This is a genomic window from Pseudomonas sp. LPH60, from assembly GCF_030718165.1.
GTDB classification, from domain to species: Bacteria; Pseudomonadota; Gammaproteobacteria; order Pseudomonadales; family Pseudomonadaceae; genus Aquipseudomonas; species Aquipseudomonas danubii.
Genome location: NZ_JAVAJH010000005.1, coordinates 647,393 through 671,771, shown reverse-complemented (window position 1 = coordinate 671,771; position 24,379 = coordinate 647,393). Strand labels below are relative to the sequence as shown.

Genomic DNA, 24,379 nt, shown 5'->3' with positions numbered 1-24,379 from the left:
CTGACTGCACAGGGCCTGCAGGCCACTGGTCATTTTTTGCTCAGTTTGCCGCGGACAAAAACAGAGCCCTTTCAAACACTTTGCCCCGAAGTGGTGCCCGGTATCCGCCTCCTCCAACAGTTCAAGGGGCACTCCAGGGCGGCGCCTGAGCTTTCCTGACCTACTGGCCAGGAAATTGCTTTATCCACAGCAACAACTCCAATCCCCCGAGCCCGTCATGCCAAATTCCGCTGTGCCCATCGCACAAACTCCGCGCCTGCAACTGCGCCAGATCAGCAAGCGCTATCCCGGTTGCCTGGCCAACGACGCCATCGACCTGAGCATCGCTCCAGGTGAAATCCAGGCCCTGCTCGGCGAGAACGGCGCCGGCAAAAGCACCTTGATGAAGATCATCTACGGGGTGATCCAGGCCGACTCGGGGGAGTTGATCTGGCAAGGCCGGCGTCAGCTCATCAGCAGCCCGGCCCAGGCTCGCGGCCTGGGAATCGGCATGGTGTTCCAGCATTTCTCATTGTTCGAAACCCTCAGCGTCGCGCAAAACATTGCCCTGGCCATGGGCGCGGCGGCCGGCACGCCGGGCCAGCTGGAAGGCAAGATCCGCGAAGTGTCCCAGCGTTATGGCATGCCCCTGGAACCCCAGCGCCTGGTGCACAGCCTGTCCATCGGCGAGCGTCAACGAGTGGAGATCGTGCGCTGCCTGATGCAGGACATCCGCCTGTTGATCCTCGACGAACCCACCTCAGTGCTGACCCCGCAAGAGGCCGAAGAGCTGTTCATCACCCTGCGCCGGCTGGCCGCCGAGGGCTGCAGCATCCTGTTCATCAGCCACAAGCTCGCCGAAGTCCGCGCGCTGTGCCACAGCGCCACAGTACTGCGGGGCGGCCGGGTGGCCGGTCACTGTCGGCCGGCCGAATGCTCGAACCAGGAACTGGCGCGACTGATGGTGGGTGACACGGCGGCCCTGCTCGCCGACTACCCCAAGGTCAGCGGCGCTACCGAATTCCTGCACATCCGCGAGTTGAGCTGGCACAACCCCGATCCCTTCGGCTGCTCCCTCAAGGCCATCGACCTGAGCCTGCGCAGTGGCGAAATCATCGGTATCGCCGGGGTCGCCGGCAATGGCCAGGACGAACTGCTGGCCCTGCTCAGCGGCGAGCAACGCCTGGCTCCCGGTGAGGCCCAACGCATCTGCCTGGCCGGCCAGGCCGTCGGCCATCTCTACCCCGATGCAAGACGCCGAAAGGGGCTGGCCTTCGTCCCCGCCGAACGCCTGGGGCAAGGTGCAGTACCGGAACTGAGCCTGGAAGACAACGCGCTGCTCAGCGCCTTTCAACAGGGACTGGTCCGCAATGGCCTGATTCAAAGAGCCAAGGTCCGCGCCCTGGCCGAGACAATCATCCAGCGCTTCGGGGTCAAGACCGGTGATGCCCAGAGCCCGGCCCGCAGCCTGTCCGGCGGCAATCTGCAGAAATTCATCCTCGGCCGCGAGATCCTCCAGCAACCGCGCTTGCTGATCGCCGCGCACCCGACCTGGGGCGTCGACGTGGGTGCCGCTGCCACCATTCACCGGGCACTGATCGCCCTGCGCGATGCCGGCGCGGCGATCCTGGTGATCTCCGAAGACCTGGATGAACTGCTGCAGATCAGCGATCGCATTGCCGCCCTGTGCGGTGGTCGTCTCTCGACGCCCAAAGCCTGCGCCGACACCTCATTGGTCGAAGTCGGCGCCTGGATGGCCGGCCACTTCGAAGCCGTCCCCTACACCCCCGCCCCGGCGGTTTAACGGAGTCGTCCATGCTGCTTTCACTCGAACCTCGCGGCCGCCAGTCGCGCCTGATGCTCTGGTGTTCCCCTCTTCTGGCCGCGCTGCTGACCCTGAGCTGTGGTGCCCTGCTGTTCATGGCCCTGGGGCATGAACCGCTGCTGACCCTGCACACCCTGCTGATCGCCCCGGTCAGCGACCTGTACGGCGTCTCGGAACTGCTGGTCAAGGCGCTGCCGATCCTGCTCTGCGCCCTGGGTCTGGCAGTGGCCTACCGGGCCCGCATCTGGAACATCGGCGCTGAAGGCCAACTGCTGCTCGGGGCCCTGGCCGGCAGTGCCCTGGCGGTCAACCTCATCGAATTGCAAAGTCGCTGGGCGCTGGTACTGATCCTGCTCACCGGCACCCTCGCCGGCGCCGCCTGGGCCGGGCTCACCGCCTGGTTGCGCACACGCTTCAACGCCAATGAAATCCTCACCAGCATCATGCTCAATTACATCGCCCTGAACCTGTTGCTGTATTGCGTACACGGCCCATTGAAGGACCCCGCCGGGTTCAATTTCCCCGAGTCGGCGATGTTCGGCGACGCCAGCCGCTTGCCACAGTTGATGGAAGACGGTCGGGTCCACGCCGGGGTGTATTTCGCCCTGCTGGCCCTGGTGGCAGTCTGGGTACTGCTGCAAAAAAGCTTCGTCGGTTTCCAGATCAAGGTCCTCGGGCTGGACCGGCGCGCCGCGGGTTTCGTCGGCTTTCGCCAGCAGCGCCTGATCTGGCTGGCGCTATTGATCAGCGGCGCCCTGGCTGGGTTGGCCGGGGTCTGTGAAGTCACCGGGCCCATCGGCCAACTGGTGCCGCAGGTCTCCCCCGGCTACGGCTATGCGGCGATCACCGTGGCCTTTCTCGGGCGCCTGAACCCCATTGGCATCCTGTTCTCCAGCCTGCTCATGGCCCTGCTGTACATCGGTGGCGAAAGCGCGCAGATGAGCCTCAACCTGCCCCAGGCCATTACCCAGTTGTTCCAGGGCATGATGCTGTTCTTCCTCCTGGCCTGTGACGTACTGATTCTCTATCGGCCGCGCCTGAACCTGCGCTGGGCACGCCGCGACACGCCCCTCAGCGCAACCGCCGGAGCCCTGTAATGGATATCGATCTGCTGAGCAATATTCTCTACGCCATGGTGCGCTGCGGCACGCCCTTGCTGCTGGTGGCCCTGGGGGAACTGATCTGTGAAAAGAGCGGCGTCCTCAACCTCGGCCAGGAAGGCATGATGCTGTTCGGCGCGGTGATAGGTTTTATCGTCGCCCTCAACAGCGGCCATTTGTGGCTTGGCGTGCTGCTGGCAATGGCGGCGGGAATGCTGCTCTCGGCGCTGTTTGCCCTGGTGGCCCTGGCGTTCAATGCCAATCAGGTGGCTACCGGGCTGGCGTTGACTATCTTCGGGGTCGGCTTGTCGAGCTTTGTCGGCGCGGCCTGGGTCGGCAAGCCACTGGCCGGGTTCGAACCGCTGGCACTGCCATTGCTCAGCGACATCCCGCTGATCGGCCGCATGCTGTTTGCCCAGGATCTGCTGGTGTACTTGTCCTTCGCGCTGTTCGCCTTGGTGGCCTGGGTGCTCCTCAAGAGCCGGGTTGGCCTGATCATCCAGGCCGTCGGCGAAAACCCCGACGCCGCCAGTGCCATGGGCCTGCCGGTGCTGCGGGTGCGCACGCTCGCGGTGCTGTTCGGCGGTGCCATGGCCGGGTTGGCCGGGGCCTACCTGTCCCTGGCCTACACCCCGATGTGGGCCGAGAACATGAGCGCCGGCCGCGGCTGGATTGCCCTGGCCCTGGTGGTGTTCGCCAGTTGGCGCGTGTGGCGACTGTTGCTCGGCGCCTACCTGTTCGGCCTGGCGAGCATCCTGCATCTGGTGGCCCAGGGCCTGGGGCTGGCGATACCCTCCAACCTGCTGGCGATGCTGCCCTATGCCGCCACCATCCTGGTGCTGGTGCTGCTATCGCGCGACGCCTTGCGCACCCGTTTGTACGCACCGGTTTCCCTGGGGCAGCCGTGGCAGGCGGGGCATTAAATGACCGGCGCACGCCCGGCTGGAGCCAGCTTGCCAACGTCGCCTTTGACCGGCAGCAACTGCGCCACGCACCAGGCCAGTTCGAAAACCAGGAACACCGCGATCAATGCGGTGGCGCCGTGCATCAGGGCGTACCCCTGCCAAGTGGCAAACAGGAGGCGCCCCACCGCGTCATAACGGCCAAACGCCTGCTGCGGATCACGAATCCGCAGCACCGACCATACGCAGACAATCGACCCCATGAGGTTGGCCATCAGCAGGTGCATCGGCTCGAACGGAGGCAGGCTACCGGGCAGATTGAAGGCCTGGACCGCGCCCTGCAGCAACTCGTGCAAGGCCATGAAACTCCAGGGGGTGACAAAGGCCAGCGTCACCAGCAAGTCGTACCAGCCGCTGGCGCGGACCAATTTTCGGTAGTGTTCGGTCGTCCACATAGGAAGTGCTCCATCAACTCAAGGAGCGCGCAGGCTAAAGCCTGGAGTATGCTCCAGGGTCAAGCCCTTTCGAGCCCCATGCATGTGCATCGGAGAACTGGGCCAGTTGCGCCACGAGCTGCAACTGCGGCTGGGACAAGCCTGTCCATTGAATCCGTGATCCTCATTTATCAAGGAACCTCATCATGTCCACGGCAAAAACCGCACTGATCATCGGCGCCTCCCGGGGCCTGGGCCTCGGCCTGGTACAACGCCTGCTGGAAGACGGCTGGCAAGTCACCGCCACCGTGCGCAACCCGCACAAGGCCGAAGCCCTGCAGGCACTGGGCAAGGTGCAGATCGAACAACTGGACATGGACGATCAGCAAGCGGTGATCGCCCTGAGCCAGAAACTCAAGGACCAGGTGTTCGACCTACTGTTCGTCAACGCCGGGGTCAAGGGCCCGGACAACCAGTTGCCGGGCCACGCGACCCTGGCCGAAGTCGGCCAGCTGTTCTTCACCAACGCCGTGGCGCCGATCAACCTGGCCCAGCGCTTTGTCGGGCAGATCCGCAAGGACAGCGGCGTGCTGGCGTTCATGAGTTCGGTGCTGGGCAGCGTGACCATGCCGGATGCTCCGGAACTGGCGCTGTACAAGGCCAGCAAGGCGGCGCTGAACTCCATGACCAACAGCTTCGTCACCCAGCTGCAACAGAAGCTGACCGTGCTCTCGCTGCACCCGGGCTGGGTGAAGACCGACATGGGCGGCGAAGGCGCCGACATCGACGTGCAAACCAGCACCCGTGGGCTGATCGCCCAGATCAACGCCTACACCGGCAAGGGCGGCCATCACTTCGTCAACTACAAGGGCGAAACCATCCCCTGGTAAGCCCGCAATCTCTGTAACCGATGCCCCTGGCAGCGCTTGCACAGCGCTGCCAAGGCTCTGCAACGGGGGGCAAACCGCAAGTTTTGTCCCCCGGCACATCTTTCGCTAGACTGCGCACCTCGCCCCTTGCGGCGACCCTGGATCAGCAGACAGGGCAACACTGAGCTGGCTAACCTGAACCCACTTTCAGAGGAGCCGGCCACCATGCCTGCGACCCGTACCTGGTTAAAAAATCCCCTGGCCATCTTCACCGGCAATGCCCTCGACGCCCGTGGCGGCCTGGTCGTGCAAGACGGTCTGATCGTTGAAGTCCTGGGCCTGGGCCAACAGCCTGCGAGCCCTTGCCAACAGGTCTTCGATGCCCGCGAGCACGTGTTGCTGCCGGGCCTGATCAACACCCACCATCACTTCTACCAAACCCTGACCCGAGCCTGGGCGCCGGTGGTCAACCAGCCGCTGTTCCCCTGGCTCAAGACCCTGTATCCGGTCTGGGCCCGGCTGACCCCGGAAAAACTCGCCCTGGCCACCAAAGTGGCGCTGGCCGAGCTGCTGCTCTCCGGTTGCACCACCGCCGCCGACCATCACTACCTGTTTCCCGACGGCCTGGAAAACGCCATCGACGTGCAAGTCGAAAGCGTGCGTGAACTGGGCATGCGCGCCATGCTCACCCGCGGTTCCATGAGCCTGGGCGAAAAGGACGGCGGCCTGCCACCGCAACAGACCGTGCAGGAAGGCCAGGTGATTCTCGACGACAGTCAGCGCCTGATTCGCCAATACCACGAGCGTGGCGACGGCGCGCAGATCCAGATCGCCCTGGCGCCGTGCTCGCCGTTCTCGGTAACCCCGGAAATCATGTCGGCCAGCGCCGAACTGGCCAACGGACTCGATGTGCGTCTGCACACTCACCTCGCCGAAACCCTCGACGAAGAAGACTTCTGCCTGCAGCGCTTCGGCCTGCGCACCGTGGATTACCTGGACAGCGTCGGCTGGCTCGGTCCGCGTACCTGGCTGGCCCACGGCATCCACTTCAACCCGGATGAAATCGCCCGCCTGGGCGCTGCCGGCACCGGCATCTGCCATTGCCCGAGTTCGAACATGCGCCTGGCCTCCGGCATCTGCCCCAGTATCGAACTGACCGACGCTGGCGCGCCCCTGGGCTTGGGCGTGGACGGTTCGGCGTCCAACGATGCGTCGAACATGATTCTCGAAGCGCGGCAGGCGCTGTACATCCAGCGCCTGCGCTACGGCGCCGAGAAGATCACCCCGGAGCGCGTATTGGGCTGGGCGACCCAGGGTTCGGCAAGCCTGTTGGGCCGCACCGACATCGGCGAGCTGGCGGTGGGCAAGCAGGCGGACCTGGCGTTGTTCAAGCTCGATGAGCTGCGTTTCTCGGGCAGCCATGATCCGGTTTCGGCGCTGCTGTTGTGCGGCGCGGATCGAGCGGACCGGGTCATGATTGGTGGCCAGTGGCGGGTGATTGATGGCCAGGTCGAAGGGCTGGACCTGAAAAACCTGATCGCCGATCACAGCCAGGCGGCCCGGCAACTGATCGCCGGTAGCTGATCGTTGAGTCCAACGGCGAGGGACCCGATCCCTCGCCTGCGCCTTAAGCGGAATCGGATTGAGGAAACATGTTAGTTTCCGCCCTCGAACGAACCGCTATAGGGACATTACGTGAAACAAAAGTACGGACTGGCGCTCTGCGTCGCGCTGCTGATTGCAGGCTGCGAGAAACCGGAGGTTGCTGGCCCGCCCAGCAAAGCGCTGTCAGCTGAAAAAGTGGCAGAAATTGCTTCGACCATCAGCCGCAAATACCCAGATCTGTCCCCACAAAACCGCGAGGCCGTACTCAACACAGTGATCCGCTCCCTGGACAACATGGTGTTGATCGAAGGGGGCGAATTCCAGATGGGCGATTTCGGTTGGCCCCATGGCTTCGACCCACTTGCCTTGTGCCAATGGCCCTGCGGCGTGGACCCGGCAAAAATGGAGCGGATCAGTCTCGACGTCGATGACGATTTCGTTCACCCGGTCAAATTGAGCAGCTATTACCTGTCCTCGCTGCAAACCACCCTGGGCGATTTTGATCTGTTCTTCCTGGCCCAAGGCAAGCCGCCATTCGACGCTGAACTTCGTAAACGCGAAGACATGAAGCAACTCTACCTTGAAAACCTGCCCGCCCCGGCCTCTCGATCATGGCAAGAGGCCAAGGATTACTGTGGCTGGCTGGCAGACCTCAGCGGCTATCGCGTCGATCTGCCGACCGAGGCGCAATGGGAATATGCGGCGCGCAACCGCGGCCAGCCGGTGATGTTCGCCACCGACAACGGCAATCTGGATTACGGCCGCAACTTCCCGGCCCCTGACGACAACGAAACCTTCGCCGTGGACAGGTTTGTGCCCAATCCGCTAGGCCTCTACAACCTCACCGGCAACGCCAGTGAATGGGTCAACGATTGGTACGATAAACACTACTATCGCGAGTCTCCCGTGGAGAACCCGCAAGGGCCTGAAACAGGCATCTATCGGGCACAACGCGGCGCCAACAACAAGTTTGCCAACGACCCGACCTTTTCTCCTTCGGCCAGCACCGTGCGCCGTTGGCGTTGGGGGGCACTGGCGGCCTGGAATGCCCCCGGTGTCAGCTTTCGCTGCGCCATCCAATCAGCCCAGCCGCTTTAAAGGCCCAGCAGCGACAGCATGATGAAGGTGGCAAACAGCACGAAGTGAGTCATGCCTTCTATGGCATTGGTTTCACCGTCGTTGAGGTTGATCGCGCTGACGATCAGGGTGATGAACACCATCACTGTCTGCACAGGAGTCATGGCCATCTGGAACGGCTGGCCGGTGTACAGGGCCATGGCCTCCATCACCGGCACCGTGAGGATCACCGTCGACAGGGAGGCGCCCAGGGCCACGTTGACCACCGACTGCATGCGGTTGGCCAGGGCCGCGCGCAGGGCGGTGAGAATCTCCGGCGCCGCGGAAATCGCCGCCACCAGGATCGCCGTGATCACCGGCGGCGCGCCCGTGCCTTCCAGGCCCAGGTCCAGGGTCTTGGACATCACCTCGGCCAGGGCGCCGATCACCACCACGCCGAACACCAGGATGCCGATGCTCCAGGCCAGGTTGACGGCATGGGGCTGTTCCTGGGCCTCTTTAGCACGGCGCTTTTCCGGGTAGCTATAGCTGAAGAAGTAACTGTGCGGCCCGACCTGCATGCGCAGGAACAGGGTATAGAGCACCACCATCGCGCCAATGGTGAAGGCCGAATACACCTTCCAGTCGGCCTCGGGGATGAACTCCGGCACCACCATCGACACGCCCATGGCGGTGAGGATCATCACGCTGTAGGTGCGCGCCGAATCGTCGTTATAAGGCTGCTCGCCATGCTTGATGCCGCCCATCAGCGCGGCCAGGCCGAGGATGCCGTTGATGTCCAGCATCACCGCCGAATAGATGGTGTCGCGCACCAGGGTCGGCGAGGCTTCGTTGCTCATCATGATGGCCAGGATCACCACCTCCACCAGCACCGCGGCCAGGGTCAGGATCATGGTGCCGTAGGGGTCGCCGACCTTTTCCGCCAGCCGTTCGGCGTGGTGGGCAACACGCATCGAGGCGATGACGATAAAGCCGATCAGCACCAGCCCGGCCATCAGGGCAATGCCTTGGCCACTATTGAGCAACAGGTGTTCCAGGGGATAGGCGGCCACGGCCGCCAGCAGCGCAAGCAGCAAAAACTGTTCTTGCTTGAGGGAAGTGAACATTGCAGTCCTTTGACGGAAATAAAAACGAGTACAGGAGATGAGTAAAAGACTGCTTCGGGTCACTAACGTTTCGTTACATGTTAGTGCACCAGCCTCAGGCACCGCGCACCGGGTTGGATCTTGAAAGCCCTTCGCCGGCAAGCCGGCTCCTAGATTCCAGCCCCGTAGGAGCTGGCTTGCCAGCGAAAAGTGCGCCCCACAGCCCACGTAGAAACCGCCTCGCCGGCGCAACCGCCATCTTTGTTGTCCTGTTGGTCAGCTATTTGCATTGCCCTTAAGCGCTTGCCGACCCAGTCCTCCCCCACAACAAGATGGAGCTCCAATTCATGCATACACGCCCGTTGCACAAGCTGCTCTGCGCCCTGGCCGCTGCCGTCGGCCTGAGTGCCAGTCTCGCCGCCAGCGCTGCCGATCCGCTGAAGGTCGGCTTCGTCTACATCGGTCCCATCGGTGACCACGGCTGGACCTATCAGCATGAACAAGGACGCAAGGCACTGGCGGAAAAGTTCGGCGAGCAGATCAAGACCAACTACGTCGAGAACGTGGCCGAAGGCGCCGATGCCGAGCGGGTGATCCGCAACATGGCCAAGGACAACTACGACCTGATCTTCACCACCTCCTTCGGCTACATGAACCCCACCCTGAAAGTCGCCAAGCAGTTCCCCAAGGTGACCTTCGAACACGCCACCGGCTACAAGCAGGACAAGAACCTTGGCACCTACCTGGCGCGCACCTACGAGGGACGCTACGTCGGCGGCTTTCTCGCGGCGAAGATGACCAAGAGCAAGAAGATCGGCTACGTCGCCTCGTTCCCGATCCCGGAGGTGATCCGCGACATCAACGCCATCCAGCTGGCCCTGAACAAGTACAACCCGGGCACCGAGATCAAGGTGGTGTGGGTCAACTCCTGGTTCGACCCGGGCAAGGAAGCCGACGCCGCCAACGCCCTGATCGACCAGGGCGCCGACGTGATCTTCCAGCACACCGACAGCCCGGCGCCGATCCAGGCCGCAGAACGCCGCGGCGTGTATGCGGTGGGCTACGCCTCGGACATGGCCCACTTCGGCCCCAAGGCGGTGCTGACCTCCATCGTCAACAACTGGGCCCCGCACTACATCCAGGCCACCCAAGGGGTGCTGAACCACAGCTGGACATCCCAGGACTACTGGGGCGGTCTGAAAGAGGGTACGGTTGAGCTGCCCCTCAGCGACCTGCTGCCGGCCCCGGTGAAAACCGAGGCCGAGCAGATCATCGCCAGCATCAAGAGCGGCGAGTTCCACCCGTTCACCGGCCCGATCAAGGACCAGGCCGGGGTCGAGAAAATCGCCGCGGGGGTCAGCGCCAGCAATGCCGAACTGGCCTCGATGAACTACTACGTCGAGGGCCTGAAGGCAGACCTCCCCAAATAAGCTGGTCGTCGCTGCCGGAGCACCCGCCAGCGACGACGGACCGCCAACCGGATGGGAGCCTTTTCATGCATCAACTGCCGATCATCGATATCAGCCCGCTGTATCAGGAGGCCCAGCCAGGCTGGGACAGTGTCGCCAGACAGATCGACCGCGCCTGTCGCGAATGGGGCTTCTTCTATATCAAGGGCCACCCGATCAGTGCACAACGCATCGAGCAATTGCTGGCCACGGCCAAGCACTTCTTCGCCCTGCCCAGCGCCGAGAAACTCAAGATCGACATCACCCAGAGCCGCCACCATCGCGGCTACGGCGCCATCGCCACCGAGCAACTGGACCCGAGCAAGCCCAGCGACCTCAAGGAAACCTTCGACATGGGCCTGCACCTGCCGGCCGAGCATCCCGAAGTGCTGGCGGACAAGCCCCTGCGCGGCCCCAACCGCCACCCGGACCTGCCCGGCTGGAAAGACCTGATGGAGCAGCACTACCAGGACATGCAAGCCCTGGCCCAGACCCTGCTGCGGGCCATGACCCTGGCCCTGGGCATCGAACGCGACTTCTTCGACCGCCGCTTCCAGGACCCGGTCAGCGTGCTGCGGCTGATCCACTACCCCCCGCGACACACCGCCAGCAGCACCGAGCAGCAAGGCGCGGGAGCCCATACCGACTATGGCTGCATCACCCTGCTCTACCAGGACTCCGCCGGTGGCTTGCAAGTGCGCAACGTCCAGGGGCAGTGGATCGATGCGCCGCCCATCGAAGGCAGCTTCGTGGTCAACCTCGGCGACATGATGGCGCGCTGGAGCAACGACCGTTACCTGTCGACTCCGCACCGGGTCATCAGCCCGCTGGGGGTGGACCGCTACTCGATGCCGTTCTTCGCCGAACCGCACCCGGACACCCGCATCGAATGCCTGCCCGGCTGCCAGGACGCGGAGCACCCGGCCAAGTACCCGGTGACCACCTGCGCCGAATTCCTGCTCTCGCGTTTTGCCGATACCTACGCCTATCGCCGGGAGCTGGAGCAGGCCTGATCGCCCATTCGGTCAGGTTTTACCGAACAATCGCGCCGCCAGATGTAGAATGGCGGCTTTTTCGGGCCCGGTGAAAACCTGGCGATAGCCGCAACCGCCGCCAGTTCCCCAGAGAAGGGCACGGCCCCGGCAGCGCATCACTCTCGCAGCGCCCGCCTGCACCTGATGAGACAACACCATGTATGACTGGCTGAACGCCTTGCCCAAGGCCGAGTTGCACCTGCACCTGGAAGGTTCCCTGGAACCGGAACTGCTGTTCGCCCTGGCCGAACGCAACAAGATCGCCCTGCCCTGGAGCGACGTCGAAACCCTGCGCAAGGCCTACGCCTTCAACAACCTGCAGGAGTTCCTCGACCTGTATTACCAGGGCGCCGATGTGCTGCGCACCTCCCAGGATTTCTACGACCTGACCTGGGCCTACCTGCTGCGCTGCAAAGAGCAGAACGTGATCCACACCGAGCCGTTCTTCGATCCGCAGACCCACACCGACCGCGGCATCCCGTTCGAAGTGGTGCTCAACGGCATCGCCGCCGCACTCAAGGACGGCGAGCAGCAACTGGGCATCACCAGCGGCCTGATCCTCAGCTTCCTGCGCCACTTGAGCGAAGAAGAAGCACAGAAAACCCTCGACCAGGCGCTGCCGTTCCGCGATGCCTTCGTTGCCGTGGGCCTGGACAGTTCGGAAATGGGTCACCCGCCAAGCAAGTTCCAGCGGGTCTTCGACCGCGCCCGCAGCGAAGGCTTCCTGACCGTCGCCCACGCCGGCGAGGAAGGCCCGCCCGAGTACATCTGGGAAGCCCTGGACCTGTTGAAGATCCAGCGCATCGACCACGGCGTGCGCGCTTTCGAGGACGAGCGGCTGATGCAGCGCATCATCGACGAACAGATCCCGCTGACCGTGTGCCCGCTGTCCAACACCAAGCTCTGCGTGTTCGACCACATGTCCCAGCACAACATCCTGCAAATGCTCGAGCGCGGGGTGAAGGTCACGGTCAACTCCGATGACCCGGCGTACTTCGGCGGCTACGTCACCGAGAACTTCCACGCCTTGTACACCGACCTGGGCATGACCCAGGACCAGGCCCGGCGCCTGGCGCAGAACAGCCTGGATGCGCGGCTGGTCAAGCCGTAACGGTCTTCGCCGGCCAGCCGGCTCCTACAGGTTCGTGTAGGAGCCGGCTGGCCGGCGAAACTCAAGCGCCCGCCTCGCTCAACGCCTCCAGCGTCTTGCCCCGGGTCTCCATCCCGAACCGCCAGACCACTCCCGCCGCCACCACAAAGCACGCCGCCCCCAGGGCAAACACCCCGCCCTGCCCAGTGATGGGAAACACCAGTCCGGTCACCAAAGGCCCCAGCAACGAACCGATCCGGCCAACGGCCGAAGCGAAGCCCGAACCCGTGGCCCGGGCAGACGTCGGGTACAGCTCGGGCGTGTAGGTGTAGAGCACCGCCCACATGCCGAACAGGAAAAACTGCATCAGCAGGCCGGTGCCGATCAACAGGCTGACGTTGCCGCCAAACACCGCGCTCTGGCCGTAGAAGAAGGCCATGATCCCGCCGCCGAGCAAGGTGACGATGCACACCGGCTTGCGCCCCCAGCGCTCCACCAGCCAGGCGGCCATGAGGAACCCGGGAATCCCGCCCAGGGAAATCAGCACCGTGTAGTACACCGACTGGGTCACGGCAAAACCGGACTGTTGCAGCAAGGCGCTGAGCCAGGACGTCAGCCCGTAGAACCCCAGCAATGCGAAGAACCACAGGCTCCAGATCATCATCGTGCGTTGCCGATACAGGGGCGACCAGATCTGTTTCAGCGCAGAAAAGAAGTACCCCGGCGCCTGCTCGACTCGCGGCAGGCGCACCGGTTCCGGCAACGGGGCGCCACCCAGGGCAGCCCGCACCTTGTCCTCGATGCCCAACAGCACCCGGTCGGCCTCGGCATGGCGCCCAGCCTGCTCCAGCCAGCGCGGCGACTCGGGAATGAAGAAGCGGATCACCAGCACGAACACTGCCGGAATCGCCAGCACCAGGAAGATGTCGCGCCAGCCGATCAGCGGCAGGAGGAAGTACGACAGCGCACCGGCCGCCACAAAACCCAAGGGCCAGAAGCCGTCCATCAAGGCGATGTAGCGCCCGCGTCGTTGCGCCGGAATCATCTCCGAGAGCATCGATTGGGCGATGGGAAACTCCATGCCCATGCCGATGCCCAGGAGCACCCGGAACAGGGTCAGGCTGTCCACGCTCTGGGCGGTGGAACACAGGTAACTGGCCACGCCCCAGAGCACGATGCTCCATTGGAACACCGGCTTGCGCCCGAAGCGGTCGGCGAGCATGCCCGACAGCGAGGCGCCGAGCACCATGCCGAAGAAGCTGGAGCTGGCCAGCAGGCCGGCCTGGGCCGAGCTCAGGCCGAACTCGGTTTTGATCGACCCCAGCAGGAAGGTCATCATCGCCAAATCCATGGAGTCGAAGAAAAACGCCAGGGCAATGATGATGAAGATCACCCGGTGATAACCGCTGATAGGTAAGCGCTCCAGGCGCTCTGCGGCGCTGTATCCCTGTATGCCCATGCCCTGTTCCCCCGATTGAATGCACGACCCGTCGAGTGTGCGGGATCGAAGCGGGGGGTGATGGCTGAGGGCGACCTGTTCGCGTCCGGCAGCGACGCCGAGGGCGCGGCACCTGGGTTCGCCGGCACCCCGGCTCTTACGGGCGGCGGGCGCTGATCTGGGCGCAGCGCTCCTGGAGCATGTCCCGCAACAGCTTGACCGGTTTGCTCAAGTGCGCGCGATGGGTGCACAGCAGGTTCAGCGACGCGCCTTCGCAACGCAACTCCGGCAACAGCACCTGCAAGCGGCCGGCCAGCACGTCGGCGGCCACATCCAGCCAGGACTTGTAGGCAATCCCTTCGCCGGCCACCGCCCAGCGCCGCACTACATCGGCATCGTCACTCAGGCGGTCGCCGCTGACGGTCAGGCTCACCTCGCGCTTGCCGTCATAAAAACTCCAAAGGTCGTGGGCCCGGCTGTCGAGCATGTACAGCAGGCAGTTGTGCTGGGCCAGTTGCTCCAGCTGGCGCGGCTCGCCGTGCCGGGCCAGGTAGCTGGGGGCCGCACACAGGACCCGGAGATTGTCCGGGGCTATCGGCAGCGCCACCAGGCTGGAGTCTTCCGGCTCGCCGTAGCGCAGGGCAATGTCCACCGGCTGGCGGAACAGATCGGCAATCCGGTCCCCCAGCAGCAGGCGCACGCTGAGCTTGGGATGCTCGCGCTGGAACTCGTCGAGCCAGGGCAGCAGCAGGTTGCGACCAAAGTCAGAGGGCGCGGAAAGCTGCAACACGCCGCTGACCTGATCCTGTCCACTAGCCAGCAAGCGCCGCCCTTCATCCAGGTTGCTCAAGGCGGCGCGAGCGTATTCAAGAAAGCCCTCGCCCTCGGCCGTCAGACGCAGGCTGCGGGTGGAACGGGCCAGCAAACGCGCCCCCAAGTGTTCTTCGATGCGCTTGAGGGCGGCGCTGGCCACCGCCGGCGACAGGTCCATGACCCGGGCCGCCGCCGACAGGCTGCCCAGGTCCGCGGCCCGCACGAACAGTTGCAGGTCATCGAATCGCAGCATGGATCTACCCCTGGATTATCAAAGAAATATTGAAAGAGACTGCTCTTTTAGCCGGTTTTATCTTCGGGAGAAATAGCCAATTATCTGCCCATCACCTGACAGCCCAAAGGTAAACACCATGTCCCAAGCCTTTACCGCCATCGCGACCCTGATCGCCAAGCCTGACCAGCACAACGTCCTCAAGCACGAACTCAGTGCCCTGGTACACCCCAGCCGTGCCGAGACCGGCTGCCAGTATTACCAATTGCATCAGGACGCCGAACAGCCGGGCACCTTCTACGTTCTGGAACGCTGGGACGATGAGGCCGCCCTGGAGTTTCACAACAACACCCCGCACTTCCAGCATTTCCTCGACCAGACCCGCGAGGCGATCGAGCACTTCGAACTCAAGCGCCTGCAACTGATCGTCTGATCCTCACTCTGCACTCAACAGGAATTCACCATGAAAGCCATCGCCTACTACGCATCCCTACCAATCGACGACCCCAAGTCCCTGCAAGACATCGAACTGCCCGAGCCGGTCGCCGGCCCTCGCGACCTGCTGGTGGAGGTCAAGGCCATCTCGGTCAACCCGGTGGACACCAAGGTCCGCCAGAACGTCCAGCCCGAAGGCGGCGCCGCCAAGGTGCTGGGTTGGGACGTGGCCGGCGTGGTCAAGGCCGTGGGCAGCGAGGTCAGCCTGTTCAAGGTTGGCGACCGGGTGTTCTACGCCGGCTCCATCGCCCGGGCCGGAGGCAACAGCGAGCTGCACACCGTGGATGAACGGATCGTCGGCCACATGCCCAAGAGCCTGGGTTTTGCCGAAGCCGCGGCCCTGCCGCTGACCGCGATCACGGCCTGGGAACTGCTGTTCGAACGCCTGCAAATCAGCCAGGACCGCAGCGACCAGGGCCAGAGCCTGCTGATTGTCGGCGCCGCCGGCGGGGTCGGTTCGATCCTCACCCAACTGGCCCGGCAACTAACCGGCCTCAAGGTGATCGGCAGCGCCTCCCGGGAGCAGACCCAAGCCTGGGTCCGCGAGCTGGGCGCGCACGGCGTGGTGGATCACCGTCAGCCACTGAGCGCAGAGCTCAAGCGCATCGGCATCAATCAGGTGACCCACGTCGCCAGCCTGACCCAGACCGACACCCACCTTGATGAGTTGGTGGAAGCCCTGGTGCCCCAGGGCAAACTGGCCCTGATCGACGATCCGAAAAGCCTCGACGTGACCAAGCTCAAGCGCAAGAGCCTGTCCCTGCACTGGGAGTTCATGTACACCCGCTCGCTGTTCGAGACCACCGACATGCAGGAACAGCACGTGCTGCTCAACAAGGTCGCCGAGCTGATCGACGCCGGCACCTTGAAGACCACAGTGGGCGAGCATTTCGGCCAGATCAACGCGGCCAACCTGCGCCGCGCCCACGCCTTGCTGGAGAGCGGCACGGCCAAGGGCAAGATCGTCCTGGAAGGTTTCTAAGGGCTGAACGCACGGCGGCCATCGCGCACAAAAGCCCGATGGCCGCCGTCAGTCCGAGAGTTGATTTCGGTCATATTTGTGACCGTATTCGGGTCTACACTGGCAGCCCTTGCATCGCACTCTTTTACCGTTAGGAGGTCAGCAATGAAGATCCTGATAAAAGAATTGGCAAACCCTCAAGGCTCCCAATGGCAGGTCCGTCTCGACCAGCACGCGGTGACTTTCCGCAGTGAAGCCGAGGCCCGGGCTTTCACCCAGACCCTGCAAGCACGCCTGCAAGCCCCCCACCCGATTCCCCAGAGTCAGCGCGCCGTCGGCTGACTCAGAGCTCGGCGGTTTTCAAGGCCCGGGCATTCTGCAAACGCCGGGTCATGACCGCCATGCTCACCGCCAGAACACCACACAGGCTGATGACCATGGCCATCGGCATGGCACTGCCATCGTGCAACACACCCACCAGATAGGCAGCGCCCGCAGCGACGCTGAACTGCAGGCAACCGAGCATGGCCGAGGCGCTGCCGGCCCGCGCGCCCTGGCCGTTCATGGCGCAGGCCGCCGCGTTGGGAATGATGCAGCCCAGGCTGGCGATGCACACGAACAAGGGCAGCAACAGCGGCCAGAGCTCACTCGTATGCAGGGCGCTGACTGCCAGCAAGGTCAACCCGGCCGCCAGGTAGATCCACACGGTACGGGCCAGCAGGAAAGCCGGACCGCGCTTGGCCAACAGCCGCGCATTGATCTGCGCCACCAGGATGAAACCGCCGGCATTGATCCCGAAGAACCAGCCGAAATGCTCCGCCGGCACGCCGTAGAGCTTGATAAAGACAAAGGGCGAGCCGGCGATATAGGAAAACATCCCGGCGATGGCGATGCCGCCGGTCAGGGCGTGACCGAGAAAGACCCGGTCCGCCAGCAACAGGCCGTACTGGCGCAACGCGCCGGACAACGGTAGGCGCGGGCGCGTGGCCGGCATGCTTTCCGGCAGGCCCAGGGCCACCGCCAATCCCGACAGGGCGCTGAACACCGTGAGCATGATGAAGATCGATTGCCAACCGTAGAGATTGACCAGCAGGCCGCCGAGCATCGGCGCCAGGATCGGCGCCAGGCCCATCACCAGCATCAACTGGGAGAACACCTTGGCCGAACCCACGGCATCGCACTTGTCGCTGACCACCGCGCGGGATATCACCATCCCGGCGCAACCGCCCAGGGCCTGGACGAAACGCGCGCCAATCAGCCACTCCAGGTTGGGCGCATAGGCGCAGGCCAGTGAGGCAAGGGTGAACAGCCCCACTCCCACCAGCAACGGCAGGCGCCGACCAAAACGGTCGGCCACAGGACCATAGGCCAGCTGCCCAATGGACAATCCAAGGAAATAGGCGGCCAGGGTCAGTTGGACGTGTTTTTCATCGGTGCCGAAAGCCAGGGCCATCGAGGGAAAGGCCGGCAGATAAAAGTCGATGGCCAAAGGGCCAAAAGCGCTCAAGGCGCCGAGAATCAGGATTGTGCGCAGGTTCATGGCATCCAAGCGAGCGTTGGTCAGCGGTCGCACAGTCTAGCTGCGCTTGGACGCCTTGAACATTCCGATAGGTCGCTAACGATTAAAAAGACTCAAGCAACCTGGACGGCGTAGCCTTCCTCGCTGATCAGATTGATCACCTCTTCGCTGGACAGGCGACTCTCGACCCCCACTTCCTTGGCCGCCAGATCCACCCGCACGGTGGCCGCCGGGTCCTTGCTCTGCAGCGCCTGAGTGATGGCCCGCACGCAGTGGCCGCAGGACATGCCTTGAACATTGAATACTTGCATCGCGCTTCTCCTGTATTGGGATGCACGCAGTCTTGTCCTTGCCACCGTGGCAAGGTCAAGTTCCGGATTGAACTGCCGGGCTGGAAATCGGCGCCGCGCTCCGCCAAGCTGCACGTCTTATGACATCACAGCAGGAGATTCAGCCATGCGCTGGTCAACTTTCAGCCTCGTCGGCCTCCTTGGTCTGTTGGCGGCAACGCCACCGGCACTGGCCGCCGGAGAAGACTACGGCGTACTGATCATTTCCCGGGAGCGGCTGGAAGTCGCCACCTCCTGCGAGATCGGCCTGTACATCCAGGACCAGCTCGCCGGTCGGCTGTTCCAGGAACAGAGCGCCTCCTTCAACCTGCCGCCGGGCAAAGTGTCCCTGCGCCTGAAACTGCTGCCGGGCCAGGCGCCGGGCTGCAACCCTGGCCTGCTCGCCCCGGGTTCCCAGGACATCAGCGTGCGGGCCGGCGACGTGCTGAAGTTCCGCATCGCCAGCAACGCCTCGGGCATGTACCTCAAGCCCACCGCCCTGGACTACTGACGCTCCGCCCTCCACACGCCTTGCGTCCTGCAGCGCAAGGCGTGCTCCTGCTCCCCCCTGGGACAAAATGAAGCACCCTGGCAATGCCCGCTTGACCTTGCCTGCATGGCAAGGTTGATCCTGTGGGCAACATTTACAGGGAGTGTCAGCCATGCCTGAATCAACCACCTTCGACCTGCCGATTGCCGGCATGACCTGCGCCAGTTGCGCCGGTCGTGTGGAGCGTGCCTTGGCCAAGGTCGCCGGTATACGCGCGGTCAGCGTCAACCTCGCCACGGAACAGGCCCGGGTCGAAGCCCCCGGGGACAGTCTGCCGGCCCTGCTGGAAGCCGTGGAAAATGCCGGTTACAGCGTACCGGTGCAGTCCATTGAATTGACCATCGGCGGCATGACCTGCGCCACCTGTGCCGGACGTGTAGAACGCGCCTTGAACAAGGTTCAAGGCGTGCGCAGCGCCAGCGTCAACCTGGCCACGGAACGGGCTCACCTCGAGCTGCTGGGCCAGGTCGACCCGGCGCAACTGATCAACGCCGTGACCCAGGCCGGCTACTCAGCCAGCCTGTGGCAGGCTGAGCAGAAGCAAGGCAACGACCAGCAGCAGAACCTGCGCCGCGAACGCTGGAGCCTGGTCCTGGCGATCCTCCTGGCCCTGCCCCTGGTGCTGCCGATGCTGGTGCAACCCTTTGGCCTGCACTGGATGCTCCCGGCCTGGGCCCAGTTCGCCCTGGCCACTCCGGTGCAGTTCATCTTCGGCGCACGCTTTTATGTCGCCGCCTGGAAAGCCGTGCGCGCCGGCAGCGGCAACATGGACCTGCTGGTGGCCCTGGGCACCAGCGCCGGCTATGGCCTGAGCCTGTATGAATGGGCCACGGCCGCCGCCGGCAGCATGCCGCACCTGTACTTCGAAGCCTCGGCGGTGGTGATCGCCCTGGTGCTGCTGGGCAAGTACCTGGAAAGCCGCGCCAAGCGCCAGACCGCCAGCGCCATCCGCGCCCTGGAAGCCCTGCGCCCCGAGCGGGCAATCCAGGTCATCGATGGGCGCGAGCAGGAAGTCGCCATCAGCGCCCTGCGCCTGAACGACCTGGTGCTGGTCAAACCCGGCGAGCGCTTTCCGGTGGACGGCGAAGTCATCGAAGGCCAGAGCCATGCCGACGAAGCGCTGATCAGCGGTGAAAGCCTGCCGGTGCCCAAGCAGCCTGGGGATAAAGTCACCGGCGGCGCCATCAACGGCGAAGGCCGCCTGCTGGTACGCACCCTGGCCCTCGGCGCGGAAACCGTGCTGGCACGGATCATTCGCCTGGTGGAAGACGCCCAGGCCGGCAAGGCACCGATCCAGAAGCTGGTGGACAAGGTCAGCCAGGTGTTCGTACCCACCGTGCTGGTGCTGGCGCTGATCACCCTGGTGGGCTGGTGGCTGTATGGCGCGCCCCTGGAAACCGCAGTGATCAACGCCGTCGCCGTGCTGGTGATCGCCTGCCCTTGCGCCCTGGGCCTGGCCACCCCCACCGCGATCATGGCCGGCACCGGCGTGGCCGCCCGCCACGGCATCCTGATCAAGGACGCCGAAGCCCTGGAACGAGCCCACGAAGTCAGCTCGGTGGTTTTCGACAAGACCGGCACCCTGACTTCCGGTACGCCACGCATCGCCCATATGCAGGCCCTGGAAGGCGACGACAATAGCGTGCTGCAACTGGCCGGTGCCCTGCAGCGCGGCAGTGAGCATCCCCTGGCCAAAGCGGTGCTGGACCTGTGCCAGGAACGCCAACTGCCGGTGGCCGATGTCAGCGCCAGCCAGTCCCTGACCGGGCGCGGCATCGCCGGCACCCTGGACGGCCGCCAACTGGCCCTGGGCAACCGCCGCCTGCTGGAAGAAAGCGGCCTGACCCCGGGCAGCCTGGCCCAGGCAGCCAAAGACTGGGAACACGAGGGCCGGACCCTGTCCTGGCTGATCGAGCAGAGCCCGCAATCCCGGGTGCTGGGCCTGTTCGCCTTTGGCGACACCCTCAAGCCCGGCGCCTTGCAGGCGGTGCAGCAACTGCGCGCGCGGCATATCAGCAGCCACCTGCTGACCGGCGACAACCGTGGCAGCGCCAAGGTCGTGGCCGATGCCCTGGGCATCGACGATGTGCACGCCGAAGTACTGCCGGCGGACAAGGCCGCCACGGTGACGGCACTGAAAAAGACCGGCGTGGTGGCCATGGTCGGCGACGGCATCAACGACGCCCCGGCCCTGGCGGCGGCAGACATCGGCATTGCCATGGGCGGCGGCACCGACGTGGCCATGCACGCGGCGGGCATCACCCTGATGCGCGGCGATCCACGACTGATACCCGCGGCCCTGGAGATCAGCCGCAAGACCTACGCGAAAATCCGCCAGAACCTGTTCTGGGCCTTCGTCTACAACCTGATCGGCATCCCGCTGGCGGCCTTCGGCCTGCTTAACCCGGTGCTGGCCGGGGCGGCCATGGCCCTGTCCAGCGTCAGCGTGGTGAGCAATGCGCTACTGTTGAAAACCTGGAAACCCAAAGACCTGGAGAACGCCGAATGAACATCGGCCAAGCGGCGCGCAAGAGCGGCCTGAGCGCCAAGATGATCCGTTACTACGAGTCCATCGGCCTGCTCAAGCCGGCCCATCGCAGCGACAGCGGCTATCGCCTGTACGGCGACGAAGACCTGCACAGCCTGGCCTTCATCAAGCGCTCTCGCGATCTGGGCTTTTCCCTGGAAGAAGTGGGCAAGCTGCTGACCCTGTGGCAGGACCGGCAGCGAGCCAGCGCCGATGTAAAGGCCCTGGCGCGCCAGCACATCGATGAACTCAACCAGAAGATCCGCGAACTGGCCGGGCTGCGCGACACCCTGCAGGACCTGGTGGAGCACTGCCACGGCGACCATCGCCCGGACTGCCCGATCCTCAAGGAACTGGCTTCGGGCAGTTGTTGCGGGTCCTGAGCATTTGCAAGAAGCGCTCTCTGTAGCCGCTGCCGAGCCCTGGCGAGGCTGCGAAAAGGTCCGCAGGGCCTTGCTTGGCGATCCCTTGCAAAACCTCAGCGCCCTCAAGATCCTCGCGTCCCTTCGGGCCGTGCGCAGCCTGCGGCAGCGGCTACAAGGTGCCAAGGTGCCAAGGTGCCAAGGTGCCAGGTAGTTTGCAGGAATAAAAAATCCGGCCAAGGCCGGATTTTTTTTATCCATCACTGCATCCAGGGCGGAGGCGGTGGTTCTTCGGATTTGCCTGGCGGCGCATCGTCCGCCGCCCGCACGGCCTGCCGGCGTTCCTCGTCGAGACGTGCCGCTTCGATCTCGCGGATCACGCTGCCAACATCCGCCAGTTCTTCGGGGTCGTCGAACTCGCCGGTCAGCACACTGCCCGGATGCAAGGTGCCAGCCTCGTACAAGGCCCACATTTCCTTGGCATAACGGGTGTGCTTGAGCTCCGGGGCAAAACGCCCGAAGTAGGACGCCATGTTGCCCACGTCCCGCTCCAGCATGCTGAACGCATGGTTGTTGCCTGCGGCATCCACCGCCTGGGGCAGGTCGATGATCACCGGACCGTCCGGCGTCAGCAGCACGTTGAACTCGGACAGGTCACCGTGCACCAGACCGGTACACAGCATCAGGACAATCTGGGAAATCAGGAAGGCGTGATACTCACGGGCCTGATCCGGTTCCAGCACCACATCGTTGAGACGCGGCGCCGCGTCGCCGTACTCGTCGGCCACCAGCTCCATCAGCAACACGCCCTCGAGAAAGTCGAATGGCTTGGGCACCCGCACCCCGGCATTGGCCAGACGGAACAAGGCCGCCACTTCGGCGTTCTGCCAGGCGTCCTCGGTTTCCTTGCGACCGAACTTGGAGCCCTTGGCCATGGCCCGCGCCTGTCGGCTGTTGCGAACCTTGCGCCCCTCCTGATATTCCGCCGCCTGACGGAAACTGCGTTTGTTCGCCTCCTTGTAGACCTTGGCGCAACGTAGCTCGTTGCCGCAGCGCACCACATACACAGCTGCCTCTTTACCACTCATGAGTGGGCGCAGCACCTCGTCTACCAGACCGTCTTCGATCAGGGGTTCAATGCGTTTTGGAGTCTTCATCAGCTTTTATTGTGGGTCCCTTGTTACCAAACACGCGAAAGTCACTCGTTATACGGCAATCCTCCCACCACGGGAAAGGGCTGCCGAGCGCCGGACGACAGCAATGCACTCAATGTGCCAGATCCCTGAAGCGCTGCCGCCGAGGATCATAGCCGAGTGGCCAGCGAACAACGTCCGCCATGGCGTGAGAGATTGCCGCCATCCGTCGCACGCCCTTGGCGTCTTCAAGGAGGTTTTTTCTCTGCGCGACTCAATTTTCCGCCGTCCCAGCCGAAGTCATCAGAGACAAAGGGATTTTGTCCGACAATCCAATAAAGACGTCAGCCGCCGGCCAAGGTTCGATCGCTGCCTGCTCGACTTCTGCCTCAGGGACTGCAATCAGCGCCATCTTTCAAGCTGCCAATAATCCGCGAGTCGCCTGCACTTCGTGGTCATACAAGAAAATCTGGAGCGCGGATGAATATCAAACAGAAACTCACCTGGGCCTTCGCCGCCATTGCCTGCCTGCCCGTGGTGCTGGTGGCCACGCTGGTGGTGATCAACCTGCGCAGCGAAGCGCAAAACACCTTTGTCGACGGCAGCGGCCGCGAGATCCGCCAAGTGGCCAATGCCATGCAGCTGTTCTTCGAAGGCATCAGCCAGAACATCGACTACCTGGCAGCCCAACCCTTGCTGACCCAGGCCGGCGGCGACCTCAAGACCTGGATGAGCGCCGATGCCGCCAAGGTTCCGGAAGGCGAGCAGGACAAACGCATCTTCGAACTGTTCGCCGCCATGGCCGCCAGCCACCCCGCCTATGCCTATGTGTCCTATGGCGTGAGCAACGGCGGTTACGTCTCCTGGCCCGCCGACCTGAAGCTGGCCAACTACGATCCCCGCGTGCGCCCCTGGTACAAGGCCGCGCTGGCCAGCCCGGGCAAGACCCTGCGCACCGATGCGTACTACTGGGCCCCGGACGATGCGGTGCTGGTCAGCACCGTGCGCTCCCTGGCCAACCAGCTAGGGCCCCAGGGCGGCGTGGTCGCGGTCGACGTGTCGCTCAAGCAGCTCACCGAAATCGTCAAGCAGATCAAGCTGGGCGAGTCCGGCTACCTGATGCTGATGGAAAACAACGGCACGGTGCTGGTGGACCCCAAGCAGCCGGAGCATAACTTCAAGGCCCTGGACAGCCTCGGCGAGGGTTACGCGCAACTGGCCAAGACCGGCAAGGGCCTGGTGCAAGTGGAACTGGGCGGCGAGCACTACATGGCCAACGTCTGGCCTTCCGAACAACTGGGCTGGACCTTCATCGGCCTGATCAAGCAGAACGAAGTCATGGGCTCGGCCACCCAGCTGACCTGGATCATCGCCGTGATCGCCGGGGTCCTGGCCGTGTTGTTCGCGGTATTCGGAGCCAGCTTCGCCAGCCTCATCGTGCGGCCGATCCGCAGTGTCGCCAGTGGCCTGGAAGGCATCGCCCAGGGTGAAGGCGACCTGACCCGCAACCTGAATATCCGTGGCAGCGATGAAACCGCGCAACTGGCCAACTGGTTCAACCAGTTCCTCGCG

The 24,379-nt window shown here is 63.9% G+C and carries 22 protein-coding genes and 1 pseudogene; 16 read left to right on the top strand and 7 right to left on the bottom strand.

Features of this window, described 5'->3' with window-relative positions; translation table 11 throughout:
- Nucleotides 1-217 precede the first annotated feature (217 nt).
- Genes Q8O96_RS21510 through Q8O96_RS21500 form a run of 3 tightly spaced genes read left to right on the top strand, consistent with a single transcriptional unit; the run spans nucleotide 218 to nucleotide 3,827 of the window.
- A complete protein-coding gene (locus tag Q8O96_RS21510; protein ID WP_305949358.1) occupies nucleotides 218-1,783 on the top strand; it encodes an ABC transporter ATP-binding protein in 1,566 nt (521 codons plus the stop codon).
- Between the two features lie 11 nt (nucleotides 1,784-1,794).
- Nucleotides 1,795-2,901, top strand: coding sequence for an ABC transporter permease (locus tag Q8O96_RS21505; protein WP_305949357.1), 1,107 nt, complete (start codon nucleotides 1,795-1,797; stop codon nucleotides 2,899-2,901).
- Nucleotides 2,901-3,827, top strand: coding sequence for an ABC transporter permease (locus Q8O96_RS21500; RefSeq protein WP_207167023.1), 927 nt, complete (start codon nucleotides 2,901-2,903; stop codon nucleotides 3,825-3,827). The genes Q8O96_RS21505 and Q8O96_RS21500 overlap by 1 nt, the downstream gene beginning before the upstream one ends.
- Here Q8O96_RS21500 and Q8O96_RS21495 read toward each other — a convergent pair.
- Entirely contained in the window at nucleotides 3,824-4,261 is a 438-nt protein-coding gene (locus Q8O96_RS21495; protein ID WP_305949356.1) for a hypothetical protein, read from the bottom strand. The two genes, Q8O96_RS21500 and Q8O96_RS21495, sit on opposite strands and share 4 nt — an antisense overlap.
- A 185-nt stretch (nucleotides 4,262-4,446) precedes the next feature.
- On the opposite strand from Q8O96_RS21495, the gene Q8O96_RS21490 reads away from it, so the two are divergent.
- From Q8O96_RS21490 to Q8O96_RS21480, 3 genes are all read left to right on the top strand, one after another.
- Entirely contained in the window at nucleotides 4,447-5,130 is a 684-nt protein-coding gene (locus Q8O96_RS21490) for an SDR family oxidoreductase (RefSeq protein WP_102863041.1), read from the top strand.
- A gap of 204 nt (nucleotides 5,131-5,334) precedes the next feature.
- A complete protein-coding gene (locus tag Q8O96_RS21485) occupies nucleotides 5,335-6,693 on the top strand; it encodes an 8-oxoguanine deaminase (protein WP_207167022.1) in 1,359 nt (452 codons plus the stop codon).
- A gap of 111 nt (nucleotides 6,694-6,804) precedes the next feature.
- Nucleotides 6,805-7,812 (top strand): SUMF1/EgtB/PvdO family nonheme iron enzyme, encoded by a 1,008-nt coding sequence (locus Q8O96_RS21480; protein ID WP_305949355.1) that lies wholly within the window; start codon nucleotides 6,805-6,807, stop codon nucleotides 7,810-7,812.
- Here the strand turns inward: Q8O96_RS21480 and Q8O96_RS21475 are convergent.
- Nucleotides 7,809-8,897, bottom strand: coding sequence for a calcium:proton antiporter (locus Q8O96_RS21475; protein ID WP_102863038.1), 1,089 nt, complete (start codon nucleotides 8,895-8,897; stop codon nucleotides 7,809-7,811). The two genes, Q8O96_RS21480 and Q8O96_RS21475, sit on opposite strands and share 4 nt — an antisense overlap.
- A 326-nt stretch (nucleotides 8,898-9,223) precedes the next feature.
- Between Q8O96_RS21475 and Q8O96_RS21470 the strand changes: the two genes are divergently transcribed.
- The 3 genes from Q8O96_RS21470 to Q8O96_RS21460 all read left to right on the top strand — a co-directional run bounded on the left by Q8O96_RS21470 (nucleotide 9,224) and on the right by Q8O96_RS21460 (nucleotide 12,469).
- Nucleotides 9,224-10,306: a BMP family ABC transporter substrate-binding protein gene (locus tag Q8O96_RS21470; RefSeq protein ID WP_305949354.1), complete on the top strand. Its 1,083-nt coding sequence runs from the start codon at nucleotides 9,224-9,226 to the stop codon at nucleotides 10,304-10,306.
- Nucleotides 10,307-10,371: 65 nt separating this feature from the next.
- Complete coding sequence (locus Q8O96_RS21465) at nucleotides 10,372-11,337, top strand: 2-oxoglutarate and iron-dependent oxygenase domain-containing protein (protein WP_305949353.1); 966 nt, start codon at nucleotides 10,372-10,374, stop codon at nucleotides 11,335-11,337.
- Nucleotides 11,338-11,515: 178 nt separating this feature from the next.
- Nucleotides 11,516-12,469 carry an adenosine deaminase gene (locus Q8O96_RS21460; protein ID WP_016966700.1) on the top strand — a complete coding sequence of 318 codons (954 nt, stop codon included), beginning with the start codon at nucleotides 11,516-11,518 and terminating at the stop codon, nucleotides 12,467-12,469.
- Between the two features lie 61 nt (nucleotides 12,470-12,530).
- Here Q8O96_RS21460 and Q8O96_RS21455 read toward each other — a convergent pair whose 3' ends face one another.
- A complete protein-coding gene (locus tag Q8O96_RS21455) occupies nucleotides 12,531-13,907 on the bottom strand; it encodes an MFS transporter (RefSeq protein WP_305949352.1) in 1,377 nt (458 codons plus the stop codon).
- Between the two features lie 136 nt (nucleotides 13,908-14,043).
- Nucleotides 14,044-14,952, bottom strand: coding sequence for a LysR family transcriptional regulator (locus Q8O96_RS21450; RefSeq protein ID WP_102863034.1), 909 nt, complete (start codon nucleotides 14,950-14,952; stop codon nucleotides 14,044-14,046).
- A gap of 118 nt (nucleotides 14,953-15,070) precedes the next feature.
- On the opposite strand from Q8O96_RS21450, the gene Q8O96_RS21445 reads away from it, so the two are divergent.
- The 3 genes from Q8O96_RS21445 (at nucleotide 15,071) to Q8O96_RS21435 (ending at nucleotide 16,729) form a co-directional block, all read left to right on the top strand.
- Nucleotides 15,071-15,364, top strand: a complete 294-nt coding sequence (locus tag Q8O96_RS21445) for a putative quinol monooxygenase (RefSeq protein WP_102863033.1) — start codon at nucleotides 15,071-15,073, stop codon at nucleotides 15,362-15,364.
- A 30-nt stretch (nucleotides 15,365-15,394) separates the two neighbouring features.
- On the top strand, nucleotides 15,395-16,408 hold the full coding sequence (locus tag Q8O96_RS21440; protein ID WP_102863032.1) for a zinc-binding alcohol dehydrogenase family protein: 1,014 nt from the start codon (nucleotides 15,395-15,397) through the stop codon (nucleotides 16,406-16,408).
- Between the two features lie 144 nt (nucleotides 16,409-16,552).
- A complete protein-coding gene (locus tag Q8O96_RS21435) occupies nucleotides 16,553-16,729 on the top strand; it encodes a hypothetical protein (protein WP_162884107.1) in 177 nt (58 codons plus the stop codon).
- Between the two features lies 1 nt (nucleotide 16,730).
- Here Q8O96_RS21435 and Q8O96_RS21430 read toward each other — a convergent pair whose 3' ends face one another.
- Together Q8O96_RS21430 and Q8O96_RS21425 are read right to left on the bottom strand one after the other, a co-directional pair.
- Nucleotides 16,731-17,927: a multidrug effflux MFS transporter gene (locus tag Q8O96_RS21430; protein ID WP_305949351.1), complete on the bottom strand. Its 1,197-nt coding sequence runs from the start codon at nucleotides 17,925-17,927 to the stop codon at nucleotides 16,731-16,733.
- 92 nt (nucleotides 17,928-18,019) lie between these two features.
- Nucleotides 18,020-18,217 (bottom strand): heavy-metal-associated domain-containing protein, encoded by a 198-nt coding sequence (locus tag Q8O96_RS21425; protein WP_102863030.1) that lies wholly within the window; start codon nucleotides 18,215-18,217, stop codon nucleotides 18,020-18,022.
- A gap of 145 nt (nucleotides 18,218-18,362) precedes the next feature.
- Between Q8O96_RS21425 and Q8O96_RS21420 the strand changes: the two genes are divergently transcribed.
- The 3 genes from Q8O96_RS21420 to cueR all read left to right on the top strand — a co-directional run bounded on the left by Q8O96_RS21420 (nucleotide 18,363) and on the right by cueR (nucleotide 21,695).
- The gene (locus Q8O96_RS21420) at nucleotides 18,363-18,746 is read left to right on the top strand and encodes a hypothetical protein (protein ID WP_102863029.1); all 384 of its coding nucleotides are present in this window, start codon (nucleotides 18,363-18,365) and stop codon (nucleotides 18,744-18,746) included.
- Between the two features lie 151 nt (nucleotides 18,747-18,897).
- Nucleotides 18,898-21,294 carry a heavy metal translocating P-type ATPase gene (locus Q8O96_RS21415; protein WP_305949350.1) on the top strand — a complete coding sequence of 799 codons (2,397 nt, stop codon included), beginning with the start codon at nucleotides 18,898-18,900 and terminating at the stop codon, nucleotides 21,292-21,294.
- Nucleotides 21,291-21,695, top strand: a complete 405-nt coding sequence (cueR, locus tag Q8O96_RS21410) for a Cu(I)-responsive transcriptional regulator (RefSeq protein ID WP_060837378.1) — start codon at nucleotides 21,291-21,293, stop codon at nucleotides 21,693-21,695. Before Q8O96_RS21415 ends, cueR begins: the two co-directional genes overlap by 4 nt.
- 239 nt (nucleotides 21,696-21,934) lie before the next feature.
- On the opposite strand, the gene Q8O96_RS21405 is transcribed toward cueR, so the two are convergent.
- Nucleotides 21,935-22,831, bottom strand: a complete 897-nt coding sequence (locus tag Q8O96_RS21405) for a PA4780 family RIO1-like protein kinase (protein ID WP_102863027.1) — start codon at nucleotides 22,829-22,831, stop codon at nucleotides 21,935-21,937.
- 456 nt (nucleotides 22,832-23,287) lie between these two features.
- On the opposite strand from Q8O96_RS21405, the pseudogene Q8O96_RS31345 reads away from it, so the two are divergent.
- Nucleotides 23,288-24,376 (top strand): annotated as a pseudogene (locus Q8O96_RS31345) (sensor histidine kinase); the annotation flags it as partial.
- Nucleotides 24,377-24,379 lie beyond the last annotated feature (3 nt).

Coding starts and splice junctions, on each gene's coding strand:
- Q8O96_RS21430 (WP_305949351.1), bottom strand. CDS start 17,927: ATGAACCTGCGCACAATCCTGATTCTCGGCGCCTTGAGCGCTTTTGGC.
- Q8O96_RS21425 (WP_102863030.1), bottom strand. CDS start 18,217: ATGCAAGTATTCAATGTTCAAGGCATGTCCTGCGGCCACTGCGTGCGG.
- Q8O96_RS21440 (WP_102863032.1), top strand. CDS start 15,395: ATGAAAGCCATCGCCTACTACGCATCCCTACCAATCGACGACCCCAAG.
- Q8O96_RS21475 (WP_102863038.1), bottom strand. CDS start 8,897: ATGTTCACTTCCCTCAAGCAAGAACAGTTTTTGCTGCTTGCGCTGCTG.
- Q8O96_RS21405 (WP_102863027.1), bottom strand. CDS start 22,831: ATGAAGACTCCAAAACGCATTGAACCCCTGATCGAAGACGGTCTGGTA.
- Q8O96_RS21455 (WP_305949352.1), bottom strand. CDS start 13,907: ATGGGCATACAGGGATACAGCGCCGCAGAGCGCCTGGAGCGCTTACCT.
- Q8O96_RS21470 (WP_305949354.1), top strand. CDS start 9,224: ATGCATACACGCCCGTTGCACAAGCTGCTCTGCGCCCTGGCCGCTGCC.
- Q8O96_RS21435 (WP_162884107.1), top strand. CDS start 16,553: ATGAAGATCCTGATAAAAGAATTGGCAAACCCTCAAGGCTCCCAATGG.
- Q8O96_RS21415 (WP_305949350.1), top strand. CDS start 18,898: ATGCCTGAATCAACCACCTTCGACCTGCCGATTGCCGGCATGACCTGC.
- Q8O96_RS21505 (WP_305949357.1), top strand. CDS start 1,795: ATGCTGCTTTCACTCGAACCTCGCGGCCGCCAGTCGCGCCTGATGCTC.
- Q8O96_RS21495 (WP_305949356.1), bottom strand. CDS start 4,261: ATGTGGACGACCGAACACTACCGAAAATTGGTCCGCGCCAGCGGCTGG.
- Q8O96_RS21485 (WP_207167022.1), top strand. CDS start 5,335: ATGCCTGCGACCCGTACCTGGTTAAAAAATCCCCTGGCCATCTTCACC.
- Q8O96_RS21460 (WP_016966700.1), top strand. CDS start 11,516: ATGTATGACTGGCTGAACGCCTTGCCCAAGGCCGAGTTGCACCTGCAC.
- Q8O96_RS21445 (WP_102863033.1), top strand. CDS start 15,071: ATGTCCCAAGCCTTTACCGCCATCGCGACCCTGATCGCCAAGCCTGAC.
- Q8O96_RS21450 (WP_102863034.1), bottom strand. CDS start 14,952: ATGCTGCGATTCGATGACCTGCAACTGTTCGTGCGGGCCGCGGACCTG.
- Q8O96_RS21465 (WP_305949353.1), top strand. CDS start 10,372: ATGCATCAACTGCCGATCATCGATATCAGCCCGCTGTATCAGGAGGCC.
- Q8O96_RS21490 (WP_102863041.1), top strand. CDS start 4,447: ATGTCCACGGCAAAAACCGCACTGATCATCGGCGCCTCCCGGGGCCTG.
- cueR (WP_060837378.1), top strand. CDS start 21,291: ATGAACATCGGCCAAGCGGCGCGCAAGAGCGGCCTGAGCGCCAAGATG.
- Q8O96_RS21420 (WP_102863029.1), top strand. CDS start 18,363: ATGCGCTGGTCAACTTTCAGCCTCGTCGGCCTCCTTGGTCTGTTGGCG.
- Q8O96_RS21510 (WP_305949358.1), top strand. CDS start 218: ATGCCAAATTCCGCTGTGCCCATCGCACAAACTCCGCGCCTGCAACTG.
- Q8O96_RS21500 (WP_207167023.1), top strand. CDS start 2,901: ATGGATATCGATCTGCTGAGCAATATTCTCTACGCCATGGTGCGCTGC.